Raw genomic sequence first — 23700 nt, forward strand, 5'->3', positions numbered from 1 at the left:
TCCTCAGTCCAGGTAGTCGCGCAGCACCTGCGACCGGCTCGGGTGCCGGAGCTTCGACATCGTCTTGGACTCGATCTGCCGGATCCGCTCGCGGGTGACCCCGTAGACCTGGCCGATCTCGTCGAGGGTGCGCGGCTGGCCGTCGGTGAGACCGAAGCGCAGCCGGACCACGCCGGCCTCCCGCTCCGACAGGGTCTGCAGCACGCTGGTCAGCTGGTCCTGCATGAGGGTGAAGCTGACCGCGTCGACCGCGACGACCGCCTCGGAGTCCTCGATGAAGTCACCGAGCTGGCTGTCGCCCTCGTCGCCGATGGTCTGGTCGAGGCTGATCGGCTCCCGGGCGTACTGCTGGATCTCCAGCACCTTGTCCGGGGTGATGTCCATCTCCTTGGCCAGCTCCTCCGGGGTGGGCTCGCGGCCCAGGTCCTGGAGCAGCTCGCGCTGGATGCGGCCGAGCTTGTTGATGACCTCGACCATGTGCACCGGGATGCGGATGGTGCGGGCCTGGTCGGCCATGGCCCGGGTGATGGCCTGGCGGATCCACCAGGTGGCGTAGGTGGAGAACTTGTAGCCCTTGGTGTAGTCGAACTTCTCCACCGCGCGGATCAGGCCCAGGTTCCCCTCCTGGATCAGGTCCAGGAAGGCCATGCCGCGGCCGGTGTAGCGCTTGGCGAGGGAGACCACCAGGCGGAGGTTGGCCTCCAGCAGGTGGTTCTTGGCGCGCTCGCCGTCGCGGACGATCCAGTTGAGGTCGCGGCGCATCTGCGGGGAGAGCTTCTGGCCCTCCTCCTCGACCTGGCGCAGCCGCTCGGCGCCGTAGAGCCCGGCCTCGATCCGCTTGGCGAGGTCGACCTCCTCCTCGGCGGTGAGCAGGGCGACCTTGCCGATCTGCTTGAGGTAGGCGCGGACGGAGTCGGCCGACGCGGTGAGCTCGGCGTCCTTGCGCGCCTGGCGCAGCGCCTCGGACTCCTCCTCGTCGTCCCACTCGAAGTCGGGGCCGCCCTCGGCCTCCTTCTCCTCGGGCTCGGCGACCGCGACACCGTCCTTGCCGGTGACGACGGTCTCGTCGAGCTTGAGGCCCTCCGCGCCGGCGTCGACGACGGCGACGGCCGCGCCGTCGGACGCGACGGCCGTCAGCACGGTGCCCTCACCGCTGCCGGGGGAGGGGGTGATGGTCGGCTTGCGCGCCGGGGCCTTCTTCGCCGTGGTCGTGCCGGCGGCCTTCTTGGCCGGGGCCTTCTTCGCGGCGGCCACGGTGGCGGTGGACTGCGACGTGGCGCTGGAGCGCGCGGCGACCGTCCTCGGGCGGCTCACGGCGGCTGCTTCCGGACCCTGCTGATCGGCGGGCACTCAGGTTCCTTCCCGTACTGCGGTGCGTTCCTCGAGGACCGTGTGGCCCGCGGGCAGCGGCCCCGACGCCGGCCCGGCGGCAGGCCCCGACGGTGGATCGCCCGGTGTTTGGCCGGGTGATCGACAGGGGATGACCTGCTGGCTGGGGCAGCGGCGGTGATGGGGCTCTTCCATTGTAGCGACGCCCCGGCGCCGGTCCACTGGTTCGCACCGGGAAGAGGCGCCGCCACCTGCGCCGTCCCCCCGCCGGGGGAGGCGTCCGGCCCCGGCGGGGTCACCCCCGGCGTCCGGCCGGCCTCACTGCCCGATGTGCTCCTCCGCGGCGAGCGCCGCGCCCACGATGCCGGCGTCGTTCAGCAGCTGGGCGGGTACCACCCGGGTGCGGGTGGAGAGCAGCGGGACCCACTTGTCGGACTTCTTGCTGACCCCGCCGCCGACGATGATCAGGTCGGGCCAGAGGCTGAGCTCCAGGACGTCCAGGTACCGGTCCACGCGCTGGGCCCACTCCGGGTAGCTCAGCCCCTCCCGTTCGCGGGCGGAGGCGGAGGCGCGCTTCTCGCCGTCCTCGCCGTCGACCTCGATGTGCCCGAACTCGGTGTTGGGCACCAGCCGCCCGTCGATGAAGAGCGCGCTGCCGATGCCGGTGCCGAAGGTGAGCATGAGCACCAGGCCGCGCTCGCCCCGGCCCGCGCCGTAGGCCATCTCGGCGATCCCGGCGGCGTCGGCGTCGTTGAGCGTCTGCACGGTGCCGGGGATCTGGGCCTCGAGCTCCGCGGCCAGGTTCGTGCCGATCCAGCTCTTGTCCATGTTCGCGGCGGTGTAGGCCTCGCCGTGCTTCATCACCCCGGGGTAGGTGACGCCGATGCGCCCCTCCCAGTCGAAGCGACCGACGATCTCGCCGACGACCTCGCAGACGGCCCCGGGCAGCGACGGCTGCGGCGTCGGGATCCGCACCCGCTCACCGACCAGCTCGCCCTTGTCCAGGTCGACCACGCAACCCTTGATGCCGCTGCCACCGATGTCCACTCCGAAGCCCTGCACGGGGGGAGGCTAACGACCGCCCGGGGTGACGGCACAGGGGTCGGGCACGCGGGTCGGGCAGGATCCCTCTCCGTGATGACCTCCGGCACCAGCGCGTCCCCGTCCGGCACCAGCGCGTCCGCCTCCGGCGCCGGCGCGCCCGACCTCCGCACCGAGCTGCTCGAGCTGGCCCGCGCCACGGCCGAGGAGGCCGCAGCCCTGGTCGGGGCCGGCCGGAGCACCGCGGCCGACCAGGTGGACACCAAGTCCAGCCCGGTCGACGTCGTCACCGCCGTGGACACCGCCAGCGAGGCGCTGATCGTCCGGCGGCTCACCGAGGCCCGGCCCGACGACGGCGTGCTCGGGGAGGAGGGGGCGGCCCGCGAGGGCACCAGCGGAGTCCGGTGGGTGGTCGACCCGATCGACGGCACCGTGAACTTCCTCTACGGGCTGCCGGCCTACGCCGTCTCCATCGCCGCCGAGGTCGACGGGCGGACCGAGGTGGGGGTGGTGCTCAACGTGTCCACCGGGGAGCTGTTCACCGCGGTGCGCGGGCGGGGTGCGTGGTTGACCGCCCCGGGTGCCGCCGCCATCCAGCTGCACGGCAGCCGGCCGGCCTCGCTGGACCGCGCACTGGTGGCAACCGGGTTCGGTTACCGCGTCGAGCAGCGGCGCGCCCAGGGCGCCGTCGTGGCCGAGCTGCTGCCCGAGGTGCGGGACATCCGCCGGGTCGGCTGCGCCTCGCTGGACCTGTGCGCGGCAGCCGCCGGGCGGGTCGACGCCTACTACGAGCTGGACCTCAAGCCGTGGGATCACGCTGCCGGGGCGCTGGTGGCGGCGGAGGCGGGCCTGGTGGTCACCGGGACCGGCGGGCGGCCGTTCGCCGAGCCGATGGCGGTGGCGGCGGCCCCGCAGGTCGCCGGGGCGCTGGTGGAGCTGCTGGAACGGCTGCACGCGGGGCGCTGACGAAGGGGCCCCCGTGCCCCACCGCGAGTTCGCGGCGGGGGCACGAGGGCCTGACCGGACGGGCGTCCGGACGTGCGGCGGGACGGTGCCGCCGGGCGTCAGCAGGTGGGGTCGGCGTCGGCTGCGGGGGCCAGGGCCGCCGTGACCTGCTCGGGGCTGGCGAGCCCGTTGAAGTCCGGGCCGAGCACCACGTCGACCCGGGCGTCGGCCCGGGTGTCGGGGCGGTCGGTCACGCCCGGTACGTGAACCTCCACGAACCTGGCGGCCTCCCGGCCGCGGGAGCCGAACCGCAGCTCACCGACCCCGGTGACCTCTGCGCCGCTGGCGTCGTTGGCGACCTCGTCGACGACGAAGCCACGGGCGGCGAGCGCGGCGGACACCTCACCGGCCAGCCCGCCCCGGTCGGTGGCGTTGAGCACCCGCAGCGTCACCGTGGCGGGGTCGAGGGACGGCGGGGCCTCCTCGGCCTGGCTGCAGGCGGCCGCCTCGGCCTGGTCCCGGGCCCGCTCGTCCCCGAGCACGTTCCACCAGACGCCGAGCGCGGCGAGGGCGAGCACCAGCAGGAAGACGAGCGCCGGCAGGGGCCTGCGCCCCCGGGTGCCGGGGGGACGCTGCGTGCTGTCACTTCCCGGCTCGCTCACGGCCCGTGACTCTAGTGGCGCGTGGGATCGTCAGAGCGCACCGTCGGCCAGCGCGGCGCGTCCCCGCTCCACGCAGGGGCCGATCTTGTCCGCGAAGCCCGTGGTGTCCTTGCCGGCCATCGCGCCGGCGCGGGAGCGCGCCACCACGCCGGCGACGATCGCGGCGAACTTGAACCAGGCGAAGCCGACGTACCAGGACAGGTCGGTCAGATCGGCGCCGGCGCGGGCGGCGTACCGCTGGGCCAGCTCCCGGCGGGTGGGGAACCCGGGCAGGGTCGTCACCGGCGAGATGGTCAACCCCGTGTCCTCCCCGGCCTGCGGCCAGTAGACGAAGAGCATGCCCAGGTCGGTGAGCGGGTCGCCCAGGGTCGACATCTCCCAGTCCAGCACCGCCCGCACCCGGCCCGGCTCGGCCGGGTCGAGCAGGCAGTTGTCCAGCCGGTAGTCGCCGTGGGTGATGCCCGCTCGTCGGCTCGTCGGCACGCGGGCGGCCAGTTCGGCGGCGAGGGCATCCAGGGCCGGGCGGTCGGTGTCCCGGGTGGCCTCCCACTGCGTGGTCCAGCGGCGCACCTGCCGCTGCAGGAACCCCTCCGGCCGGCCGAAGTCGGCCAGGCCCACGGCGGCCGGGTCGACCGCGTGCAGGTCGGCCAGCACGTCGACCAGGCCGTCGGCCACCGCCCGGCGCCGGTCGGGCTCGTCGGCGTAGCCGGGCGGCAGGTCCGTGGCCACGTGCACGCCGACCACCCGCTCCATCACGTAGAACGGCGCACCCAGGACGGCGGGGTCGGTCTCCAGGTGGACGGTCCGGGGCACCGGCACCGGGGTGCCGGCCAGCGCGGAGATCACCCGGTGCTCCCGCGCCATGTCGTGCGCGGTCGCCAGGACGGCGCCCGTGGGCGGCCGGCGCAGCACGAGTGCGTCGTCGGCCGAGCCGCCCTCGGGGGTGATGACGTACGTGAGGTTGGACATGCCCGCGGTGATCAGTTCCACCCGCACCGAACGCCACGCGTCGTCCCCGAGCACCCGGGCCAGATGAGGCCCGAGGACGGTCGGATCGACACCCACCGGAGTCGCCATCGGCGCAGGGTAGCCTCTGGCGCTCCCCGTGCTGGGCGGCCGCCCAGCGGTCGTTCCGCGCGCCCGATGTGTCGCCCTCGCCCGGGCGGGCACAAACCGGGGCCGGACCACGTTGGGGGGCCTGCCGGAGTGCGGGCGTCCCACCCCGTGGGCCCCGGCCGGCGACCGACACCCGGCCGCTCCGGCGACCGGGACCACCGGCCGGTGGCGCCCCGGCGCCGCCGGCGACGAACGGGCAGCACGCCCGCGATGAACAGAAAGAAGGGGCACCCCATGGCCACCGACTACGACGCCCCCCGCCGCAACGAGGCCGACGAGCTCGGGGAGGACTCCCTCGAGGAGCTCAAGGCCCGCCGCGCGGAGGCGCAGTCGTCCTCGGTCGACGTCGACGAGACCGACTTCAACGAGAACCTCGAGCTCCCCGGTGCCGACCTCTCCAACGAGGAGCTCACGGTCCGGGTGCTGCCCAAGCAGGAGGACGAGTTCACCTGCTCCCGCTGCTTCCTCGTGCAGCACCGCAGCCGGCTGGTCTCCAGCCGCGGCGACCAGCTGTTCTGCCGCGACTGCTCCTGAAGAAGGACCCCCGTGCCCCCCGCCACTCGCGAGCTCGCGGCGGGACCCCGCACGGGGGCCGTTCCAGCACGTCACCGGCCCCCCGCCGCTCGCGAGCTCGCGGCGGGACCCTGCACGGGGGCCGTTCCAGCACGTCACCGGCCCCCCGCCGCTCGCGAGCTCGCGGCGGGACCCTGCGCGGGGGCCGTTCCAGCACGTCACCGGCCCCGCCGCCACTCGTACGCTCGGGGCGGGGCCCGGCAGCGGGGCCGTTCCAGCACCTCACCTGGGGGACGACGATGAGCGAGTCCGGTCACCGGAACGGCGCGCCGCGGGACGTCCCGCCGGCGCGCCCCGTCGGCGCCACCGAGGAGCCGCTGGTCGGCGAGGTCGTCGGCCCCGGGCTCGGAGCGGCGGCCCGGGCGCTGGCCGACGCCGTCGCCGGACTGCTGGGCCGGGAGGCGGCCCCGGCCTCCTCCCCGGGGCAGGACCGGGCCGGTGCGGGCGCCGCGGGCCGGGTGCTGTCGGAGGTGGCCGCGGCCATCGCCGGCGCCGCCCGATCGGCCCGGGGCGGGGACGACCGCGCTGCCGGCAGCGGCCGGTCGCGCGGGGCCACGGCTCCGGGCGGGCTGCTGGGCGACCTGCTCGACGCCGCCGCCCCCCGGTTGCCGATCCGGGACCGGGCGCGGCTGCGCGCCGCCCACCCCGGCGCCACCGACGAGGAGATCGCCGAGGCGCTGGTCGCCCGGGCGGCCCGCCTGACCGGGGCCGTCGGCGCGGCCACGGGTGGGCTGGCGGCGGCCCAGTGGTTCGCCCCGCCGACGATGCTCGCCGTGCCGCTGGAGCTCGGCGCGCAGACGGCGCTCACCGCCGCCGTCGAGGTTGTCCTCGTCGGCGAGCTGCACGAGCTCGCCGGGCGGCCGGCCGCCGGTGACGCCCGGCGGCGCGCCTCCGCCTACCTGGCCAGCTGGAGCACCCAGCGCGCCGTCGGCACCACCACCTCCGGCGGGCTGTTCGGGACGATCGGCTCGGCCGGGGCAGCGGCGCTGCGCCGCCAGCTCACCCGTCGGCTGGCCCGCAGCACCAGGTCCCTGGCGCCGTTGCTGGTCGGCGCCACCCTCGCTGCGCGGGGCAACCGGAAGGCGACCACCGTGCTGGCCGAGCGGGTGCGCGCGGACCTGCGGACGCCGCTGCCCCCGCCCCGGTCCTGAGCCGCGCCACGCGGCTAGCCTCGCGGCGTGTCCGCACTCCCTCCCGGCCGTCCGGCCCCGGCCGACGACGCCGTCGACGTCCCGGTGCTGCTCACCTCCGCCGGTGCGGTGGCGCCGGCCTACGCCCTCCCCGGTGACGCGGGCGCCGACCTCTGCCTGGCCGAGGACGTCGAGCTCGCCCCGCACCAGCGGGCGCTCGTCGGCACCGGGGTGGCGGTGGCCATCCCGGCCGGGTACGCCGGGTTCGTGCACCCGCGCTCCGGACTCGCCCACCGGCTGGGCCTGAGCCTGGTCAACGCCCCGGGCACGATCGACGCCGGGTACCGCGGCGAGATCAAGGTGAACCTCGTGAACCTCGATCCCGGCGCCACGCTCCGGCTCTCCCGCGGTGACCGGGTCGCCCAGCTGGTCGTGCAGCCGGTGGTGCGGGCCAGGTTCGTGCCGGTGACCGAGCTGCCGGGCAGCGAGCGCGGCAGCGGCGGCCACGGCTCCACCGGCGGCGCCACGGCACTGGTCGCAGACGACACGGCGCTGGCCGCAGACCCCACGGAAGGACGGCCCTGACATGCCCATCGGACGACGGCGCAACCGGATCGACCGGACCCTGCGCGAGCGCGGTGTCCCGCCGGAGCCGCAGGTCCGCGAACGGGTCGAGCTGGAGACCTCCGGTCCGTGGGACGTCGCCGACGCCCCGGACGACGGGATGCCGCGCATCGACCTCGGGTCGTTGCGCCTGCCGGCGCTGCCCGGCATGGAGCTGCGGGTGGAGGTCAACCAGCAGCAGCAGGTGGTCGCTGCCACCCTGCGGGCGGGGGAGTCGCTGCTGCAGGTCTCGGCGTTCGCCGCGCCGCGGGCGGGCGGTCTGTGGGACGAGGTCCGCGCGGAGCTGGCCCGCGGCGCCAGCGGCCAGGGTGGGCGGCTGGCGGAGTCCGAGGGGCCGTTCGGTGCGGAGCTGACCGGCACGGTGGTGGCCACCGCGGCGGCGCAGCCCGGTCAGCCCGCCCCGCCCAGGCCGGAGCGGCGGGCGGCCCGGTTCCTGGGCGTCGACGGCCCGCGGTGGTTCCTGCGCGGGCTGCTGAGCGGGCCGGCCGCGGCGCCGGACGGCGACGCGACCGCCCTGGAGGGCGCGTTCCGGGAGATCGTGGTGGTCCGCGGCAGCCAGCCGATGCCGGTGCGCGACCCGCTGCCCCTCACCCTGCCGCCGCAGGCGGCCGAGCAGCTGGCCCGCCAGCAGCAGCCGGGCCGCCCGGCGGCACCGCCGACCGGCCGTCCGGCGGCACCGCCGGCCGGTACCGCCGGGTGACCGCACCGGCGGTGCACCGCTACGGGCCGGCCACCGACCAGTTCCTCGAGCTCACCCTGCCGGCCGGCGATGCCCCCGCACCGGTCGCGGTGGTCGTGCACGGCGGCTTCTGGCGTGCCCCCTACGGCATCGAGCTGGCCCGCCCGCTGGCCGCCGACCTGGCCGGGCGCGGCTGGGCGGCCGTCGCGGTCGAGTACCGCCGGGTGGGTGCCGGTGGTGGCTGGCCGGCCACCCTCGCCGACGTCGCGGCGGCCGTGGACGCGCTGGCGGAGCTGCCCGGCCGGGGGCGCCTCGACCTCGGTGACGTGACGGTGGTCGGCCACTCGGCGGGCGGCCACCTGGCCGCCTGGCTGGCCGGGCGCGGGTCGCTGCCGCCAGGCGCGCCCGGCGCCGCCCCCCGGGTGCGGGTGACCACCGCGGTGCTGCAGGCCGGCGTGCTCGACCTCGCCGCCGCCGCCGCGGCCGGCCTCGGGAACGGCGCGGCCCAGGAGCTCCTCGGCGGCGGCCCGGGCGACGTCCCCGACCGGTACGCGCTGGCCGATCCGATGCGGCTGCCGCCCACCGGTGCCGCGACGCTGTGCGTGCACGGCACCGAGGACACCTCGGTCCCGCTGGAGCACAGCGAGCGGTACGCCGCGGCGGCCCGGCGTGCCGGTGACCGGGTCGACGTCGACCTCGTGCCCGGTGACCACATGGCGCTCATCGACGTCGCCGGTGAGCCCTGGCGACGCACCGTCGAGTGGCTCAGCACACGCCGGACAGCCGCCCGGTGCGGCACTACCCTGGACCCGTGACCGAGACCAGGGCCGGGGCACCGGCCGCCCAGCCGGGAGCGCGGGGCTGGCTGTCCCGCACCCTGCAGAAGCTCACCGCCGACGACCACGAGGTCGACGCCCGGGCCCTGCAGTCCGACGTCGCCTCCGCCGGCTGCGAGCCGCTCAGCCACTGCCGCAAGGGTGAGGTGGTCACCGTCACCGGTCGGCTGAAGTCGGTCGTCTACACCCCGCGGGAGACGGTGCCCACCCTGGAGGCCGAGTTGTTCGACGGCTCCGGGTCGGTCACCCTCGTCTGGCTCGGCCGGCGGCGGATCCCCGGGATCGAGCCCGGCCGGCGACTGACCGCCCGGGGCCGCTTCGCGGCGTTCGACGGGCGGCGGGTCATCTACAACCCCTGGTACGAGCTGAGCGCCGGGTGACCCGCCCGTCGGGGGCCGGCCGGTCCGACGACGAGGCGTTCACCTTCGACCGGCACCTGGTGCTCGATCAGCTCGGCGGGTGGCGCGGCATGGTCGACGCCTCGCTGCCGACCGTCGCCTTCGTCGTCGCCAACGCCATCGGCGGCCTGCGGGTCGGCATCTGGACGGCGGTCGTCGCTGCGCTGGTGGTGTTCCTGCTGCGGTTGGTCCGGCGGCAGACCGTCCAGCAGGCGATCAGCGGCCTGTTCGCCGTCGCCGTCGCCGTCGCCATCGCCTGGCGCACCGGGGAGGCCCGCGACTTCTTCGTCCTCGGCATCGTGCGCAACGTCGGGATCGGCGTCGTGCTGCTGGGCTCCCTGGCGTTCCGCCGTCCCTTGGTGGGCGTGGTCGCCGAGTGGCTGGCGCCCAGCCACCTCGGGGCGATGGCGGCCCACCGGTTGCCCTCGCTGCGCGACCGGCTCCCCGGGCGCCACACCCCGGTGCCCGCGGTCGACGTCGACGCCGCCGCCGAGGCGGTCGTCCAGGCGCGGCAGCCGGACGCCGCTCCGGAGGTGCACTGGCGCGACGACCCGCGGATGCTGCGGGCCTACTCCTGGCTGACCGTGCTGTGGGGCGGGGTCTTCCTGCTGCGCGCCGCGGTCCAGGGCCTCTTCTACTGGCAGGACGAGGTGGGCTGGCTGGGCACCTCGTCGGTGGTGCTGGGCCTGCCGGTGACCGCCGTCCAGCTGGTCGTCACGCTGTGGGTGGTGGCCCGTCTGCACCGCCACCGCGCTCCGCGGTCGACTCCCGACCAGGAGCAGCGCCCCGCTTGACGGCCACCCTCAGGGGCCCGCGCCGAGCTCGCGAGGCGTGGGGTCAGGCCTCGTCCAGCGGCTCGGCCCGAGCCTGCGAGGGATGAGGACGGGGTCCTTCCCTCTTCGATCAACAGCTGCCGTCGGGGCAGAGGATCCGCTGGAGCTCCTCCTCGATGTCGCCGTGGGTGACGAACAGCAGCTCGTCGCCCGCCTCCAGCGGCTCGTCGGGGGCCGGGGTGATCACCCGGTCACCGCGCAGGATCGTGGTCAGCACGGTCTCCCGGGGCAGCGGCACCTCACGCAGCGGCCGGCCCACCCAGGGGGTGTCCTCGGCCAGCGTGATCTCCACCAGGTTCGCCGCCCCCTTGCGGAAGCTCATCAGCCGGACGACGTCGCCGACGGTGACCGCCTCCTCGACCAGGGCGGCGAGCACCCGCGGGGTGGAGACGGCGACGTCGACGCCCCAGGCCTCGGTGTAGAGCCACTCGTTGCGCGGGTCCTTGACCCGGGCGACGACGCGGTTGACCGCGAACTCGGTCTTGGCCAGCAGGGAGACGACCAGGTTGGCCTTGTCGTCACCGGTGGCGGCGATGACCACGTCGCAGGTGGCGAGCTGGGCCTCCTCCAGCGAGGAGACCTCGCAGGCGTCGGCCTGCACCCACTCGGCGCCCGGCACGGCCTTGGGCTTGACCCGCGAGCCGTTGCGCTCGATGAGCATCACGCTGTGCCCGTTGCCGAGCAGCTCGGTGGCGATGGAGCGGCCGACGGCCCCGGCCCCCACGATGGCGACGCGCATCAGCGCTGCCCTCCTGCGGCCGGTGCCTGGTTCATCGCGTCGTGCACGCGGTCGGTGATGTCGTCGGTGGCAGCGACGACCAGGTGGTCGCCGGTCTGCAGCACGGTGGCCGGGGTGGGGAGCTGGGCCTCGCCGAACCGGAGCAGCCAGGCGGCGCGGGCGCCGGAGGCGGCCTCCAGCTCGGTGAGCCGCCGGCCCACCCAGCTGTCGGTGACGGTGACCCGCATGAGCAGCACCTGTCCGGTGGGCTCGCGCCAGATCTCGGTGACCTTGACCGAGAGCAGCTCGCGCATGAGCCGGTTCACCGTCCACGGGACGGTGGCCACGCTCGGGATGCCCATCCGCTCGTAGACCTCCGCGCGCTTGGAGTCGTAGATGCGCGCCACGACGTGCTCGACGCCGAAGGTCTCCCGGGCCACCCGGGCGCTGATGATGTTGGAGTTGTCGCCGCTGCTGACCGCGGCGAAGGCGCCGGCGGAGTCGATGCCGGCGTCGAGCAGCGTCTGCCGGTCGAAGCCGAGCCCGGTCACCTGCCGGCCACCGAACTCCGGGCCGAGCCGGCGGAACGCCTCCGGGTCCTGGTCGATGACCGCGACGCTGTGCCCGATCGTCTCCAGGCGCCGGGCGATCGCCGACCCGACGCGGCCGCAGCCCATCACGACCACGTGCACTGTCCCACCCCGCCTGATCGACATCTCGTGCCCGAGCGCACCGTGCCCGGGCTCCAGCGGGCGAAGCTACACCCGCAGGAGCGCCGGGGTGGGTGCGCAGGGCCGCTGCCGACGCGCCGGGGGCCCGTGTGAGTGAGGTCGCCCCGTCGTGGCGCTCAGCGGCGCGGTGCGTCCGTACCATCGCCGCCGTGCCATCCCTGTCCGACCTCGGACAACTCCCGAAGCGACTCGTCCTGGGCCGACCGTTGCGCAGCGACCGGGTCGGTGAGTCGCTGCTGCCCAAGCACCTGGCGCTGCCCATCTTCGCCAGCGACCCGCTCTCCTCCGTGGCCTACGCCACCCAGGAGATCCTGATCGTGCTCACGCTGGCCGGCACGGCCTTCCTGTTCCTGGCCCCGTGGCTGGCCGTGGTGGTGGTGCTCCTGCTCACCGTGGTCGTGCTGTCCTACCGGCAGGTGGTGCGCGCCTACCCCTCCGGTGGCGGCGACTACGAGGTCGCGATGAGGAACCACGGCCAGTTCGCCGGGCTCACCGTGGCCAGCGCGCTGCTCACCGACTACGTGCTCACCGTGGCGGTGTCGGTGACGGCGGGCACCGACAACATCATCTCGGCGTTCCCGACGCTGAACGAGCACCGGGTGCTCATCGCCGTCGGCCTGGTGGCGTTGCTGGCCGCGGCCAACCTGCGCGGGCTGCGCGAGTCGGGGCGGACGTTCGCCGTCCCGACGTACCTGTTCGTCGCCGGGATCATGGTCATGATCGTCACCGGGCTGATCCGGGACTTCATGACCGACTCCCCGGTGGTCGCCGAGAGCGCCGGCTGGTCGATCACCCCGGAGCCCGGCTACGAGAACCTGGCCGGGCTGGCGCTCGTCTTCTTCGCGCTGCGTGCCTTCGCCTCCGGGTGCACCGCGCTGACCGGTGTGGAGGCGATCGCCAACGGGGTGCCGGCCTTCCGACCGCCCAAGGGCAAGAACGCCGCCACCACGCTGGCCCTGATGGGCGGCATCGCGGCGACGATGTTCGCCGGGGTGACGGCCCTGGCCCTGCTCGCCGACGTCAAGTACGCCGAGCACACCTGCGACCTGGTCGGCTTCCCGGGCGACTGCGAGACCGACCCGCAGCGCACCGTCATCGCCCAGCTCGCCGCGGCGACGTTCGGCGGGGACACGTCGGTCGGCTTCTTCTACATCCAGGCGGCCACCGCGATGGTGCTGATCCTGGCGGCCAACACCGCGTTCAACGGGTTCCCGCTGCTGGGTTCGGTGCTCGCCCAGGACCGGTTCATGCCCCGCCAGCTGCACACCCGCGGGGACAAGTTGGTCTACAGCAACGGCATCCTGCTGCTGGCCGGTTTCGCGGCGCTGCTCATCGTCGGGTTCGACGCCGACCCCAACCGGCTGATCCAGATGTACATCGTGGGCGTCTTCACCAGCTTCAGCATCGGGCAGTGGGGGATGGTGCGGCACTGGAACCGGGAGCTGCGGGGCACCGAGGACCGCCAGGAGCGGGCCCGGATGCGCCGCTCCCAGCTGATCAACACCATCGGCGGGTCGCTGACCTCGGTCGTGCTGGTGATCATCGTGATCACGAAGTTCACCCACGGGGCGTGGCTGGTCATCCTGGTGATGCCGTTCATCTTCCTGCTGATGCGGGCGATCAACCGGCACTACTCGAACGTCTCCCGGCAGCTGGTGCCCGACACCGACGCCCGCACGCTGCCGAGCAGGGTGCACGCGGTGGTGCTCGTCTCCAAGGTGCACAAGCCCACGCTGCGGGCGCTGGCGTTCGCCCGGGCCACCCGCCCGGACGTGCTGACCGCGCTCACCGTCAACGTCGACGACGCCGAGACGCGGGCACTGCAGGCCGACTGGGACCGCTACGACATCCCCGTCCCCCTCACCGTGCTGGAGTCGCCCTACCGGGAGATCACCCGGCCGGTCGTCGACTTCGTCAAGGACATCCGCCGCGCCAGCCCGCGGGAGCTGGTGGTGGTGTTCGTCCCCCAGTACGTCGTCGGCCACTGGTGGGAGAACGTGCTGCACAACCAGAGCGCGCTGCGGCTGCGCACCCGGCTGCAGTTCCAGCCCGGCGTGATGATCACCAGCGTGCCGTGGCAGCTGGAGAGCTCGGTCGACCGCGAGCGTGAGCCCGCTGCGGGCGCCGGCCCGGCGCCCGGGGACCTGCGCCGCGGGCTGACCGACGAGAGCGAGCCCACTCCTTATGGCTGAGCGCCGCCGACGGCCTCCGGCCCGGACGCAGCGCCAGGCGCCGGACTCGTCCGGTGGATGGACGGGCCGCCGCTTCGAGGTGACCGTGGGCCCGGTCGCGCACGGCGGGCACTGCGTTGCCCGGCACGAGGGCCGGGTGGTGTTCGTCCGGCACACGCTGCCCGGCGAGCGGGTCGTCGTCGAGGTCACCGAGGACCGGCAGAAGGGCTTCTGCCGTGCCGACGCCGTCGAGGTGATCGAGGCCGCGGCCGACCGGGTCGAGCGGCCCTGCCCGTACAGCGGGCCGGGGCGCTGCGGCGGGTGCGACTGGCAGCACGTCAGCCACGAGGGCCAGCTCCGGCTGAAGTCCGACGTCGTCCGGGAGCAGCTGTCCCGGCTGGCCGGGCTGGACGTCGACGTGGCCGTCGAGCCGCTGCCCGGAGGGCCGCTGCGCTGGCGGTCGCGGGCCCGGTTCGCCGTCGACCGCACCGGGTCGCCCGGGTTGCGTCGGCACCGCTCGCACGACGTCGTCCCGCTCGACGACTGCCCGATCACCGCCGAGCCCGCCGCGCAGGCGGTGCTGTCCCGCCGCTGGCTGGACGCCGGCGCCGTGGACGTCGCGCTGGACTCGGCCGGGGTGGTGACGACCACGACGCTGGACCGCCGCGGCCGGCCGCTGGAGACCCAGGTGCTGCGCCCGGGCGCCGACGTCCCGGAGGAGCCGGCCGGCCGCGCGCAGCGCACCGCCGGCGGACGGGACTGGGAGGTCGAGGGCACCGGCTTCTGGCAGGTGCACCCGGCCGCCGCCGACGCCCTGGCCGGCGCCGTCCGGGAGTTCGCCGCGGCGCAGCCGGAGGAGACGGTGCTGGACCTCTACGCCGGCGCCGGTCTCTTCGGTGGCGCGCTGGCGCCCGCGGTGGGGGAGCGCGGGCGGGTGGTGTGCGTGGAGTCCGACGAGGCCGCCTGCGCCGCCGCCGACGCCAACCTGGCCGATCTGCCCCAGGCCGAGGTCTGGCAGGGCGACGTCGACGCCGCCGGGCTGACCGAGCTGCTGGGCGACCTGGGGCGTCCCGACGTCGTCGTGCTGGACCCGCCGCGGGCGGGTGCCGGACCGGAGGTGAGCCGGGTGATCGCCGCGGCGTCCCCGCGCGCGGTCGTCTACGTGGCCTGCGACCCGGCCTCGCTGGCGCGGGACGTCGCCGCGTTCGGCCGGGCCGGGTACCGGCTGGCGGACGTGCGCGCCTTCGACGCCTTCCCGATGACCGCCCACGTGGAGTGCGTCGCGCTGCTGGTTCCCGCGGGTTGAGCAACGAGAGCTGCGATCTCGGGCTCCGCGGTCGGCGGGAGGGCCCCAGGTCGCAGGTCTCGTCCGCCGCCGTCCCGGGAGGTGCCGCACGGATGGGGGCGGTGCCGTTCCGGGAGGGCTCGGCGCCTGCGTCAGCGGGGCCGCAGCTCGCGCAGCAGTAGCTCGGCCATGAGGGCGTGCCCCGTGTCGGTCTGGTGGAGCCGGTCGGGGCTGAGCAGGCTGAGCGGGTCGTCGCCGGGGACACCGAGCCGGCGGTAGGACTCCGACAGGTCGATGAAGACCGAGTCCTCCTCCCGTTCGGCGAGGTCGCGGAGGACCTCCCCGTACGCCGCCCACGGGTGGCGCGCTGACCGGGCCGGGGCGTCGACCGGCTGGTAGGAGTGCACCAGGACGTGGACGCACGGGCCGGGGGAGAGTTCCCGCAGGGTGCCCAGCGACTGCGCCATGGCGCTGCGGTAGGCGTCCGGGGTGACGTTGGTCCGGAAGTCGTTGGCGCCGATCATGTGCACGACCGCGGCTGGCCGGAGGCCGGCGACGCGCTCGATCTTGGGTGGGCGGAGGTAGTCGGAGCTGCGGGTGCCTCCTTCGCCGGCGTTGTACACGTGCACGCCTGCGGCGGCCGACGGGACACCGAAGTCCGCCGACGGCGAGGTCTGCACCGGCCACTCGACGCCGGTGCCGCTGGGGTGGGCGACCTGGAGAGCGTCGGCGATGAGGGTCACGAAGCGGTGCGCGGCGTCGCTGGCCGACGCTCCCGCAGTCGTGGACGACCCAGCGAAGACCAGCCGGCACGGCGTCGTCCGGCGCTGCCGCAATGCGGTCCACAGGATCTCGAGGGGCGGCTGCGGCTCCTCGGCCGGCGTCGCCACGACCGGTGTCTCCGCGGGCTGCGGTGAGGTGGACCGCCGGATCGCCGGTGCCTGCGACGTGCGGCCGGTGGCGGCGGAGAGACCGGCGGCCGCGGCTGCAGCCCCCGCGCCCAGGCCCACGGCCGAGGCGAGCACTTCCCGCCGGGTCAGGCGCGGTTGCCGGCGGCTCATCGAGCGGGGCGGGGTGGGCGGTGGTCGATCGTCCTCGGGCGGCGCATCGGGGCGAACGGCTCCTGGGAGTGGGGCAGGAGCTGGACGGACGGCGGCCAGCTACGGCGACGTGCAGGGGTCGGCTCGTCGCAGAGTCTAGAGCCGCCCGCCGGGACCCGGGGCGACCTGCGGTCCGGTGCGACGGCGCGTCTCGCCGGCCGGCCGGGCGTCGGCGGCGGGTGCCCGCGAGGTCACGCTTCGAACACACGTGCGATCCGGTGTCGGGCTGCGGTCCGGTCGGCCGCACACTGGTCCGGTGAGCGACGCACTGCCACCGGGGTGGCCGGACGAGGTCGCGCCGCCGGGCGCCCCTGACTGGGAGCGGACCGCCGTCGCCTGGCTCTACGACCTGGTGCCGCCGGACTACCGCGCCCACGAGGTGCTGCGCCGGTACCCGGTGCTGCTCGCCCGCTTCGCCGCCGACCACGTCGCCGCCGGCCTGGAGGCCGCCCGCGCCGGCTGGCGGACGGTGCGGGTGGAGCTGGCCGACCAGTTGCCGCCCGACGCCATGGAGGCGGCGATGACCGCCTACGAGCGGGAGGGCGCCCGGCTGGGCCGCGCGGCCCGGGGCGTCGAGGTGGTCGCCGGGGCGCTGCGCGGCGAACGCTGGGTGCCCCGGCTGTAGATCCGCTGCTCGCCGGGCAGGTCGCCGGTTCGCGGCTACAGTTGGGATCCCACCGGCAGTGCCCTCCCGGGCGCCGTCGTCGTCGAGAGGACCCTGCCCCGTCGTGTCGTTGCTCAGCTCGCTGACCGGGCCCGCCGACCTCCGGGCGTTGCGACCGGACCAGCTGCCGGTCCTGGCCGCCGAGATCCGCGACGCGCTGGTCGCCAGCGTGGCGAAGACCGGCGGGCACCTCGGCCCCAACCTGGGCGCGGTCGAGCTGACCATCGCGCTGCACCGGGTCTTCGACTCCCCGCGCGAGCCGATCGTCTTCGACACCGGGCACCAGGCCTACGTGCACAAGCTGCTCACCGGGCGGCTCGACGGCTTCGCCCAGCTGCGCCAGCGCGGCGGCCTGTCCGGCTACCCGAGCCGGGCCGAGAGCGAGCACGACTGGGTGGAGAACAGCCACGCCTCCACCTCGCTGTCCTACGCCGACGGGCTGGCCAAGGCCTTCGCCGTCCGCGGCGACGTGCGGCCGGTGGCCGCGGTCATCGGCGACGGCGCGCTGACCGGCGGCATGGCCTGGGAGGCGCTGAACAACATCGCCGCCGCCCAGGACCGCCCGGTGGTCATCGTGGTCAACGACAACGGCCGCTCCTACTCGCCGACCATCGGCGGCGTCGCCGACGCGCTGGCCAGCCTGCGGCTGCGACCGGGCTACGAGGAGGCGCTGGCCGCCGTCCGGCAGGCGCTGCACAAGGCGCCGGTGGTGGGCACGAAGCTCTACGACGCGCTGCACGCGATCAAGAAGGGCCTCAAGGACGTCCTGTCCCCGCAGGGCATGTTCGAGGACCTCGGCATGAAGTACGTCGGCCCGGTCGACGGCCACGACGTCGAGATGATGGAGCACGCGCTGCGCCGGGCCCGCTCCTTCGGGGGGCCGGTCATCGTGCACGCGGTCACCACCAAGGGGTTCGGCTACCCGCCGGCGGAGACCGACACCGTCGACGCCTGGCACTCCACCGGGGTCTTCGAGCCCGACAGCGGGCTCTCGTCGGCGGCCAAGGGGCCGGAGTGGACCGACGTCTTCGCCGACGAGCTGGTGCGCATCGGCACCGAGCGTTCCGACGTCGTCGCGATCACCGCCGCGATGCTGCACCCGACCGGGCTGGCGCCGTTCGCCGAGCGGTTCCCCGAGCGCACCTACGACGTCGGCATCGCCGAGCAGCACGCGCTGACCTCGGCCGCCGGGCTGGCGATGGCCGGGCTGCACCCGGTCGTCGCCGTGTACTCGACCTTCCTCAACCGGGCGTTCGACCAGCTGCTGATGGACGTCGCGCTGCACCGGCAGCCGGTCACCGTGGTGCTCGACCGGGCCGGGGTCACCGGATCCGACGGCGCCTCGCACAACGGCATGTGGGACATGTCGATCCTCTCCGTCGTCCCCGGCCTGCGCCTGGCCGCGCCGCGTGACGAGCCGACGCTGCGCGAGGCGCTGCGGGAGTCGATGGAGGTCGCCGACGCGCCCACCGTCGTCCGCTTCCCCAAGGGCGCCCTGCCGGTCGAGGTGCCCGCGCTCGAGCGCCGCGGTCCCGTCGACGTGCTGCGCCGGGCGGCGACGCCGGAGGTGCTGCTGGTCGCCGTCGGCTCGCTGGTGCCGATGTGCCTCGCGGTCGCCGAGCGCGCCGCCGACCACGGCATCGACGTGACGGTCGTCGACCCGCGGTGGGTGCTGCCGGTCGCCGACGAGCTGGTCTCCCTCGCCGGTGAGCACCGGCTGGTCGTCACCGTCGAGGACGGCGGCCGCGCCGGCGGCGTGGGGACGACGCTCAGCCAGGCGCTGCAGGACCGCGACTGTGACGTGCCGGTGCGCACCCTGGGCCTGCCGCAGCGCTTCTTCGACCACGGCAGCCGCGGTCAGGTGCTGGCCGACGCCGGGCTGACCGAGCAGGACGTCGCCCGCCGGATCGTCGAGTGGGCGGCCCGGGTCGCCGACCGGAGCGCCGGGGAGAACCGGGTGGCCGACGTCGAGGGCCAGCAGCAGTGACCGAGCCCAGCGGCGAGTGGGTGATCGCCGAGATCCAGGTCGCGCCCTCACCGCCGGGCACCGCGGACGACCCGCACGCGCACGTCGAGGCGGCGATCGGCGCGATCGCCGGGTCGGGGCTCCGGTACGAGGTCGGTGCGCTGGGCACCACGCTGGAGGGCCCGGCGGACGTCGTCTGGGACACCCTCCGCGCCGCCCACGAGGCGATGATGCTGGCCGGCGCCGACGGCGGGCTGTCGCACGTCAAGATCGCCTCCGTGCAGCGCACGATGGAGTCGCTGACCCACAAGTTCCGCTGACGGCGGCACCTCGCCCGGTGGCCGGCCCGCTGACCGGCCGGGCGCGGCGCCGTCAGGCGGTGCGCAGCGCGCGGAGCATCTCGCGCAGCGGCGGCCACGCCTGAGCGGTGGCGGCCAGGGGATCCGGACTTGCGGCGACCCACAGCGCGGCCTCGTTCATCGCGCCGGACAGCAGGGCCGCGATCGCCGGCACCGGGTGGTCGCCGAGCTGTCCGGCTGCCTGCAGGGCGGACAGCGCCTCCATGAGCAGGCGGCCGGAGTGGGCGCTGTCCTCGGCCCGCCACTCCTGCCAGCCGAGGACGGCGGGTGCGTCGATGAGCATCACTCGCCGGGCCGCAGGGGCCGCGCTGGCGGTGAGGAAGGCCCGGCACCCGGCCTCCAGCGCCGCCCAGGGGTCACGCTCAGCCTCAGCGGCAGCGGCCACCGCGGCGGCGACGTCGGCCTGGACGCGGGCGAGAACCGCGCGGAAGAGCGCCGCCTTGCCGGCGTAGTGGTGGTAGACCGCACCGCGGGTCACCCCGGCCTCGGCTGCCACCGCCTCCAGGCCCACCCCGGCGTAGCCGTGCCGGGTGAACAGCTCACCGGCGACCGCGAGGACCCGGGCCGCGGTCGCCTCGCTCTCCGCATGGCTGCGTCGGGGCATGACCCTCCTTGATACGTGCAGTGTGTACGTATAGCGTCCTCGATACCATCACACTGTATGTATCGGAGGACCTCGTGTTGACCAGCGCCTACCCCGTGCTGATGAGCGCCGATGTGGGATCTGCCGCCCGCTTCTACGTCGAGCACCTCGGCTTCGAGCCCACCTTCGAGTCCGATTGGTACGTCAGCCTCCGTCGTCAGACCTGGGAGCTCGGCCTGGTGGCGGCGGACCACCCGACCGTCCCGGAGACGCACCGCGGTGCCGTCGCGAGCGGCCTGCTGCTCAACCTGGAGGTGGACGACGTGGACGCGGAGTTCGCGCGCCTGACCGCCGGCGGGGGAGTCGCAGTGGCGCTGGCGCTGCGTTCGGAGCCCTTCGGGCAGCGGCACTTCATCGTGGCGGCGCCCGACGGCGTGCTGGTGGACGTCATCACGCCGATCCCGCCGTCCGCCGAGTTCGCGTCGCAGTTCCGCTGAGCCGGGCCGCCGTCCTGGCTCACCGTGCGTGCTCCTGGCTCACGGTGGGGGCTGAGCCAGGAGCACGCACGATCAGGTCACCTGATCCGGGGCGGGGTCAGGCGGGCAGGGAGGCGACGCCGCGGGGCAGGAACCGGGAGCCGGTGACGGCCTCCGACACCCCGGCGCGGTCGAGGTACGCGGAGATCCCGCCGAGCCAGAACGGCCAGCCGGCGCCCAGCAGCATCGCCAGGTCGATGTCCTGCACCGCCTGGACGACGCCCTCGTCGAGCATCAGCCGGATCTCCTCGGCCAGCGCCCGCTCGGCCCGCTCCCGCAGCTGCTCCTCGGTGAGCGGGGAGTCGCCGGCGTCGATCCCGGCGAGCTCCGGATCGATCACACCCGGCGCGGAGAAGACCGAGGTCTTGCCCAGCTCGACCATCCGCCGCAGCCCCGCGCCCACGCCGAACCGGTCGGGGAACGCCTCGTGCATCCGCTCGGCCACGTGCAGCGCCACCGGCGGGCCGACCAGCGACAGCAGCTCGAAGGGGGTCATCGGCAGGCCCAGCGGCTCCAGCGCCCGCTCCGCGACGTCGACCGGCGTGCCGGCGTCGACCGCAGCGGTGACCTCGCCGAGGAAGCGGGTCAGCAAGCGGTTGACCACGAACGCCGGGGCGTCGGCGACCAGCACGCAGGACTTCTTCAGCTGCTTGCCGACGGCGAACGCGGTGGCCAGCGTGGCGTCGTCGGTGCGCTCGGCGCGGACGACCTCCAGCAGCGGCAGGACGGCGACCGGGTTGAAGAAGTGCAGCCCCACCACGCGCTCGGGGTGCTGCAGCTGTGCCGCCATCTCGGTCACCGACAGCGCCGAGGTGTTGGTGGCCAGCACGCACTCGGGCGTCACCACGGCCTCCACCTCGGCGAAGACCTGCTGCTTGACCGACAGCTCCTCGAACACCGCCTCGATCACCAGGTCGGCGTCGGCGAAGGCGGCCTTGTCCAGCGAGCCGGTGACCAGGCCGGTGAGCCGGTTGAGCGCGTCGGGGGAGAGCCGGCCGCGCTCGGCCAGCTTCCGCAGCTCGGCGTGCACGTACCCCACGCCCTTGTCGACGCGCGCCTGGTCGACGTCGGTGAGCACGACCGGCACCTCCAGCCGGCGCACGAACAGCAGCGCCAGCTGCGAGGCCATCAGCCCCGCGCCCACGACGCCGACCTTGGTGACCTTCCGGGCCAGGCCCTTGTCCGGGGCCCCGGCCGGCCGCTTGGCCCGCCGGTTGACCAGGTCGAAGGAGTAGAGCCCGGCGCGCAGCTCGTCGCTCATCAACAGGTCGGTGAGCGCGTCGTCCTCGGCCGCGGTGCCGGCGGTGAAGCCGGCATCCCCGGCCCGGGCCAGGTCGAGCAGCTCGACCGCGCGCAGCGCGCCGGGGGAGGCGTTGCGGGTGCGTGCCGCGACGACGCCGCGGGCCCGGGCGATGGCGGGGTCCCAGGCCGACCGGTCGACCTCGGGACGGCGCACCTCGACGTCCCCCCTGACCACGCCGGCGGCCCACTCCAGCGAGCGCTCGAGGAAGTCGGCCGGCTCGAACACCGCGTCGGCGATGCCGAGAGCCGCCGCCTTCGGGCCGGGCGTCATCTTGTTCTGGGCGAGGGCGTTCTCCACGATCACCGTGACCGCGGCGTCGATGCCGGTCAGCTGGGGCAGCAGCTGGGTGCCGCCCCAGCCGGGCACCAGGCCGAGGAACACCTCGGGGAAGGCGACGACGGCGGTCGTGGCGATCGTCCGATGGTGGCAGTGCAGCGCCAGTTCCAGGCCGCCGCCGAGCGCCGCGCCGTTGACGAAGGCGAACGTCGGGATCGCCGAGTTCTCGAGCCGGCGGAACACCCGGTGACCGGTCTCGGCGATCTCCCGGGCCTGCTCGGGCGAGGTGATCCCCGGGACGCCGGAGAGGTCAGCGCCGACGGCGAAGACGAACGGCTTGCCGGTGACCGCGATCGCCGCCGGGGCGGGGGAGTGCGCGGCGATCTCGTCCAGCGCGGCGTCCAGCGAGGCCAGCCCACCGGGGCCGAACGTCGACGGACGGGTGTGGTCGTGCCCGTTGTCCAGCGTGATGAGCGCGAGCTCGCCGGCCAGCCCGGGGACGGCGACGTACCGCACCAGCGACCGCGTGACGACCTCTGCCGGGGCGCTCATGCCGCTGCTCCGTTCCAGTTCGGGTTCTCCCAGATGACGCTGCCGCCCATGCCGATGCCGATGCACATGGCGGTGAGGCCGTAGCGGACGTCGGGCCGCTCGGCGAACTGCCGGGACAGCTGGGTCATCAGCCGCACCCCGGAGGAGGCCAGCGGGTGGCCCACGGCGATCGCGCCGCCCCAGGGGTTGACCCGCTCGTCGTCGTCGGCGATGCCGAAGTGGTCCAGGAACGCCAGCACCTGGACGGCGAAGGCCTCGTTGAGCTCGAACAGGCCGATGTCGTCGATGGTCAGCCCGGCGCGCGCCAGCGCCTTCTCCGTGGCGGGGACCGGGCCGACGCCCATGACCTCGGGCTCGACCCCGGCGAAGGCGTACCCGACCAGCCGCATGCCGACGTGCAGGCCCAGCTCCTGCGCCACCTCCTCGGCGGCGAGCAGGCACCCGGTGGCGCCGTCGTTCAGCCCGGCGGCGTTGCCGGCGGTGACGTGCCCGTGCGGGCGGAACGGCGTCCTCAGCGTCGCCAGGCCCTCGACCGTGGTGCCCGGCCGCGGTGGCTCGTCGACCGTGGCCAGCCCCCAGCCGGCCTCGGCGGAGCGAGTGGCCACCGGCACCAGCTCGGGGCCGATCCGGCCCGCGGTCACGGCCGCGGCGTACTTCTGCTGGCTGGCGACGGCGAAGGCGTCGGCCCGCTCCCTGGTCAGGTGGGGGTACCGGTCGTGCAGGTTCTCCGCGGTCGAGCCCATCACCAGCGCGGAGCCGTCGACGATCTTCTCGCTGACGAACCGCGGGTTCGGGTCGACGCCCTCGCCCATCGGGTGGTGGCCCATGTGCTCGACGCCGCCGGCGATCGCGACGTCGTAGGCCCCGAAGGCGATCCCGGACGCCGTGGTGGTCACCGCGGTCATCGCGCCGGCGCACATCCGGTCGATCGCGTAGCCGGGGACCGTCGCCGGCAGCCCGGCGAGCAGCGCGGCGGTGCGGCCGATGGTCAGCCCCTGGTCGCCGATCTGGGTGGTGGCGGCGATCGCCACCTCGTCGACCCGCTCGGCCGGCAGGGTCGGGTTGCGGCGCATGAGCTCGCGGATGCAGCGCACGACCAGGTCGTCGGCGCGCGTCTCGGCGTAGATGCCCGTCGGGCCGGCCTTGCCGAAGGGCGTGCGCACGCCGTCGACGAAGACGACCTCACGCAGCGAGCGTCGTCGTTGCTGGGGGATGGACACGCAGACCTCCGCGTCGAGTCCGGTCACCGGATCGGGTGGTGAACCGGCCGGAGAGCAAGTTACCGGCTGG

The 23700-nt window shown here is 75.0% G+C and carries 24 protein-coding genes; 14 read left to right on the forward strand and 10 right to left on the reverse strand.

Annotated elements, in window-relative coordinates; all coding sequences use genetic code 11:
- Positions 1–3: 3 nt before the first annotated feature.
- Positions 4–1314 (reverse strand): RNA polymerase sigma factor, encoded by a 1311-nt coding sequence (locus tag ACI79A_RS05415; protein WP_457080736.1) that lies wholly within the window; start codon positions 1312–1314, stop codon positions 4–6.
- A gap of 333 nt (positions 1315–1647) precedes the next feature.
- The gene (ppgK, locus tag ACI79A_RS05420) at positions 1648–2391 is read right to left on the reverse strand and encodes a polyphosphate--glucose phosphotransferase (RefSeq protein ID WP_457080738.1); all 744 of its coding nucleotides are present in this window, start codon (positions 2389–2391) and stop codon (positions 1648–1650) included.
- A 75-nt stretch (positions 2392–2466) separates the two neighbouring features.
- On the opposite strand from ppgK, the gene ACI79A_RS05425 reads away from it, so the two are divergent.
- Entirely contained in the window at positions 2467–3336 is an 870-nt protein-coding gene (locus ACI79A_RS05425) for an inositol monophosphatase family protein (RefSeq protein WP_457080740.1), read from the forward strand.
- Between the two features lie 98 nt (positions 3337–3434).
- Here ACI79A_RS05425 and ACI79A_RS05430 read toward each other — a convergent pair whose 3' ends face one another.
- Both ACI79A_RS05430 and ACI79A_RS05435 read right to left on the reverse strand, forming a co-directional pair.
- Complete coding sequence (locus ACI79A_RS05430) at positions 3435–3977, reverse strand: LytR C-terminal domain-containing protein (protein ID WP_457080742.1); 543 nt, start codon at positions 3975–3977, stop codon at positions 3435–3437.
- Between the two features lie 30 nt (positions 3978–4007).
- Positions 4008–5054 (reverse strand): phosphotransferase family protein, encoded by a 1047-nt coding sequence (locus ACI79A_RS05435; RefSeq protein WP_457080745.1) that lies wholly within the window; start codon positions 5052–5054, stop codon positions 4008–4010.
- A 273-nt stretch (positions 5055–5327) separates the two neighbouring features.
- Here ACI79A_RS05435 and ACI79A_RS05440 point away from each other — a divergent pair, with 273 nt between their 5' ends.
- The 7 genes from ACI79A_RS05440 (at position 5328) to ACI79A_RS05470 (ending at position 10127) form a co-directional block, all read left to right on the forward strand.
- On the forward strand, positions 5328–5627 hold the full coding sequence (locus ACI79A_RS05440; protein ID WP_457080747.1) for a DUF4193 domain-containing protein: 300 nt from the start codon (positions 5328–5330) through the stop codon (positions 5625–5627).
- A gap of 278 nt (positions 5628–5905) precedes the next feature.
- Positions 5906–6817 (forward strand): hypothetical protein, encoded by a 912-nt coding sequence (locus ACI79A_RS05445; protein WP_457080749.1) that lies wholly within the window; start codon positions 5906–5908, stop codon positions 6815–6817.
- 27 nt (positions 6818–6844) lie between these two features.
- Entirely contained in the window at positions 6845–7381 is a 537-nt protein-coding gene (dut, locus tag ACI79A_RS05450; protein WP_457080751.1) for a dUTP diphosphatase, read from the forward strand.
- Between the two features lies 1 nt (position 7382).
- Positions 7383–8120: a DUF3710 domain-containing protein gene (locus ACI79A_RS05455; protein WP_457080753.1), complete on the forward strand. Its 738-nt coding sequence runs from the start codon at positions 7383–7385 to the stop codon at positions 8118–8120.
- A complete protein-coding gene (locus ACI79A_RS05460; RefSeq protein ID WP_457080755.1) occupies positions 8117–8914 on the forward strand; it encodes an alpha/beta hydrolase family protein in 798 nt (265 codons plus the stop codon). Before ACI79A_RS05455 ends, ACI79A_RS05460 begins: the two co-directional genes overlap by 4 nt.
- A complete protein-coding gene (locus ACI79A_RS05465; RefSeq protein ID WP_457080757.1) occupies positions 8911–9315 on the forward strand; it encodes an OB-fold nucleic acid binding domain-containing protein in 405 nt (134 codons plus the stop codon). Before ACI79A_RS05460 ends, ACI79A_RS05465 begins: the two co-directional genes overlap by 4 nt.
- Entirely contained in the window at positions 9312–10127 is an 816-nt protein-coding gene (locus ACI79A_RS05470) for a DUF3159 domain-containing protein (RefSeq protein ID WP_457080759.1), read from the forward strand. Before ACI79A_RS05465 ends, ACI79A_RS05470 begins: the two co-directional genes overlap by 4 nt.
- Before the next feature lie 109 nt (positions 10128–10236).
- Here the strand turns inward: ACI79A_RS05470 and ACI79A_RS05475 are convergent, their stop codons facing one another.
- Positions 10237–10905 carry a potassium channel family protein gene (locus ACI79A_RS05475; RefSeq protein ID WP_457080761.1) on the reverse strand — a complete coding sequence of 223 codons (669 nt, stop codon included), beginning with the start codon at positions 10903–10905 and terminating at the stop codon, positions 10237–10239.
- The gene (locus tag ACI79A_RS05480; protein ID WP_457080763.1) at positions 10905–11576 is read right to left on the reverse strand and encodes a potassium channel family protein; all 672 of its coding nucleotides are present in this window, start codon (positions 11574–11576) and stop codon (positions 10905–10907) included. The genes ACI79A_RS05475 and ACI79A_RS05480 overlap by 1 nt, the downstream gene beginning before the upstream one ends.
- A gap of 188 nt (positions 11577–11764) precedes the next feature.
- On the opposite strand from ACI79A_RS05480, the gene ACI79A_RS05485 reads away from it, so the two are divergent.
- Positions 11765–13807, forward strand: coding sequence for an APC family permease (locus tag ACI79A_RS05485; protein ID WP_457080766.1), 2043 nt, complete (start codon positions 11765–11767; stop codon positions 13805–13807).
- Complete coding sequence (locus ACI79A_RS05490; protein ID WP_457080768.1) at positions 13800–15092, forward strand: class I SAM-dependent RNA methyltransferase; 1293 nt, start codon at positions 13800–13802, stop codon at positions 15090–15092. Before ACI79A_RS05485 ends, ACI79A_RS05490 begins: the two co-directional genes overlap by 8 nt.
- 131 nt (positions 15093–15223) lie before the next feature.
- On the opposite strand, the gene ACI79A_RS05495 is transcribed toward ACI79A_RS05490, so the two are convergent.
- On the reverse strand, positions 15224–16132 hold the full coding sequence (locus ACI79A_RS05495) for an SGNH/GDSL hydrolase family protein (protein ID WP_457080770.1): 909 nt from the start codon (positions 16130–16132) through the stop codon (positions 15224–15226).
- A gap of 295 nt (positions 16133–16427) precedes the next feature.
- Here ACI79A_RS05495 and ACI79A_RS05500 point away from each other — a divergent pair, with 295 nt between their 5' ends.
- From ACI79A_RS05500 to ACI79A_RS05510, 3 genes are all read left to right on the forward strand, one after another.
- Entirely contained in the window at positions 16428–16796 is a 369-nt protein-coding gene (locus ACI79A_RS05500; protein ID WP_457080772.1) for a hypothetical protein, read from the forward strand.
- A 103-nt stretch (positions 16797–16899) separates the two neighbouring features.
- Positions 16900–18822 carry a 1-deoxy-D-xylulose-5-phosphate synthase gene (dxs, locus tag ACI79A_RS05505; RefSeq protein ID WP_457080774.1) on the forward strand — a complete coding sequence of 641 codons (1923 nt, stop codon included), beginning with the start codon at positions 16900–16902 and terminating at the stop codon, positions 18820–18822.
- Positions 18819–19121, forward strand: coding sequence for a thiamine-binding protein (locus ACI79A_RS05510; RefSeq protein ID WP_457080776.1), 303 nt, complete (start codon positions 18819–18821; stop codon positions 19119–19121). Before dxs ends, ACI79A_RS05510 begins: the two co-directional genes overlap by 4 nt.
- Before the next feature lie 52 nt (positions 19122–19173).
- Here the strand turns inward: ACI79A_RS05510 and ACI79A_RS05515 are convergent, their stop codons facing one another.
- On the reverse strand, positions 19174–19764 hold the full coding sequence (locus tag ACI79A_RS05515) for a TetR/AcrR family transcriptional regulator (RefSeq protein ID WP_457080778.1): 591 nt from the start codon (positions 19762–19764) through the stop codon (positions 19174–19176).
- Positions 19765–19865: 101 nt separating this feature from the next.
- Between ACI79A_RS05515 and ACI79A_RS05520 the strand changes: the two genes are divergently transcribed.
- Positions 19866–20240, forward strand: a complete 375-nt coding sequence (locus ACI79A_RS05520; RefSeq protein WP_457080780.1) for a VOC family protein — start codon at positions 19866–19868, stop codon at positions 20238–20240.
- Between the two features lie 97 nt (positions 20241–20337).
- On the opposite strand, the gene ACI79A_RS05525 is transcribed toward ACI79A_RS05520, so the two are convergent.
- Entirely contained in the window at positions 20338–22410 is a 2073-nt protein-coding gene (locus ACI79A_RS05525; RefSeq protein ID WP_457080783.1) for a 3-hydroxyacyl-CoA dehydrogenase NAD-binding domain-containing protein, read from the reverse strand.
- Positions 22407–23657, reverse strand: a complete 1251-nt coding sequence (locus tag ACI79A_RS05530) for a thiolase family protein (protein ID WP_457080785.1) — start codon at positions 23655–23657, stop codon at positions 22407–22409. The genes ACI79A_RS05525 and ACI79A_RS05530 overlap by 4 nt, the downstream gene beginning before the upstream one ends.
- Positions 23658–23700 lie beyond the last annotated feature (43 nt).

It is taken from the genome of Modestobacter sp. SYSU DS0657 (assembly GCF_054050925.1).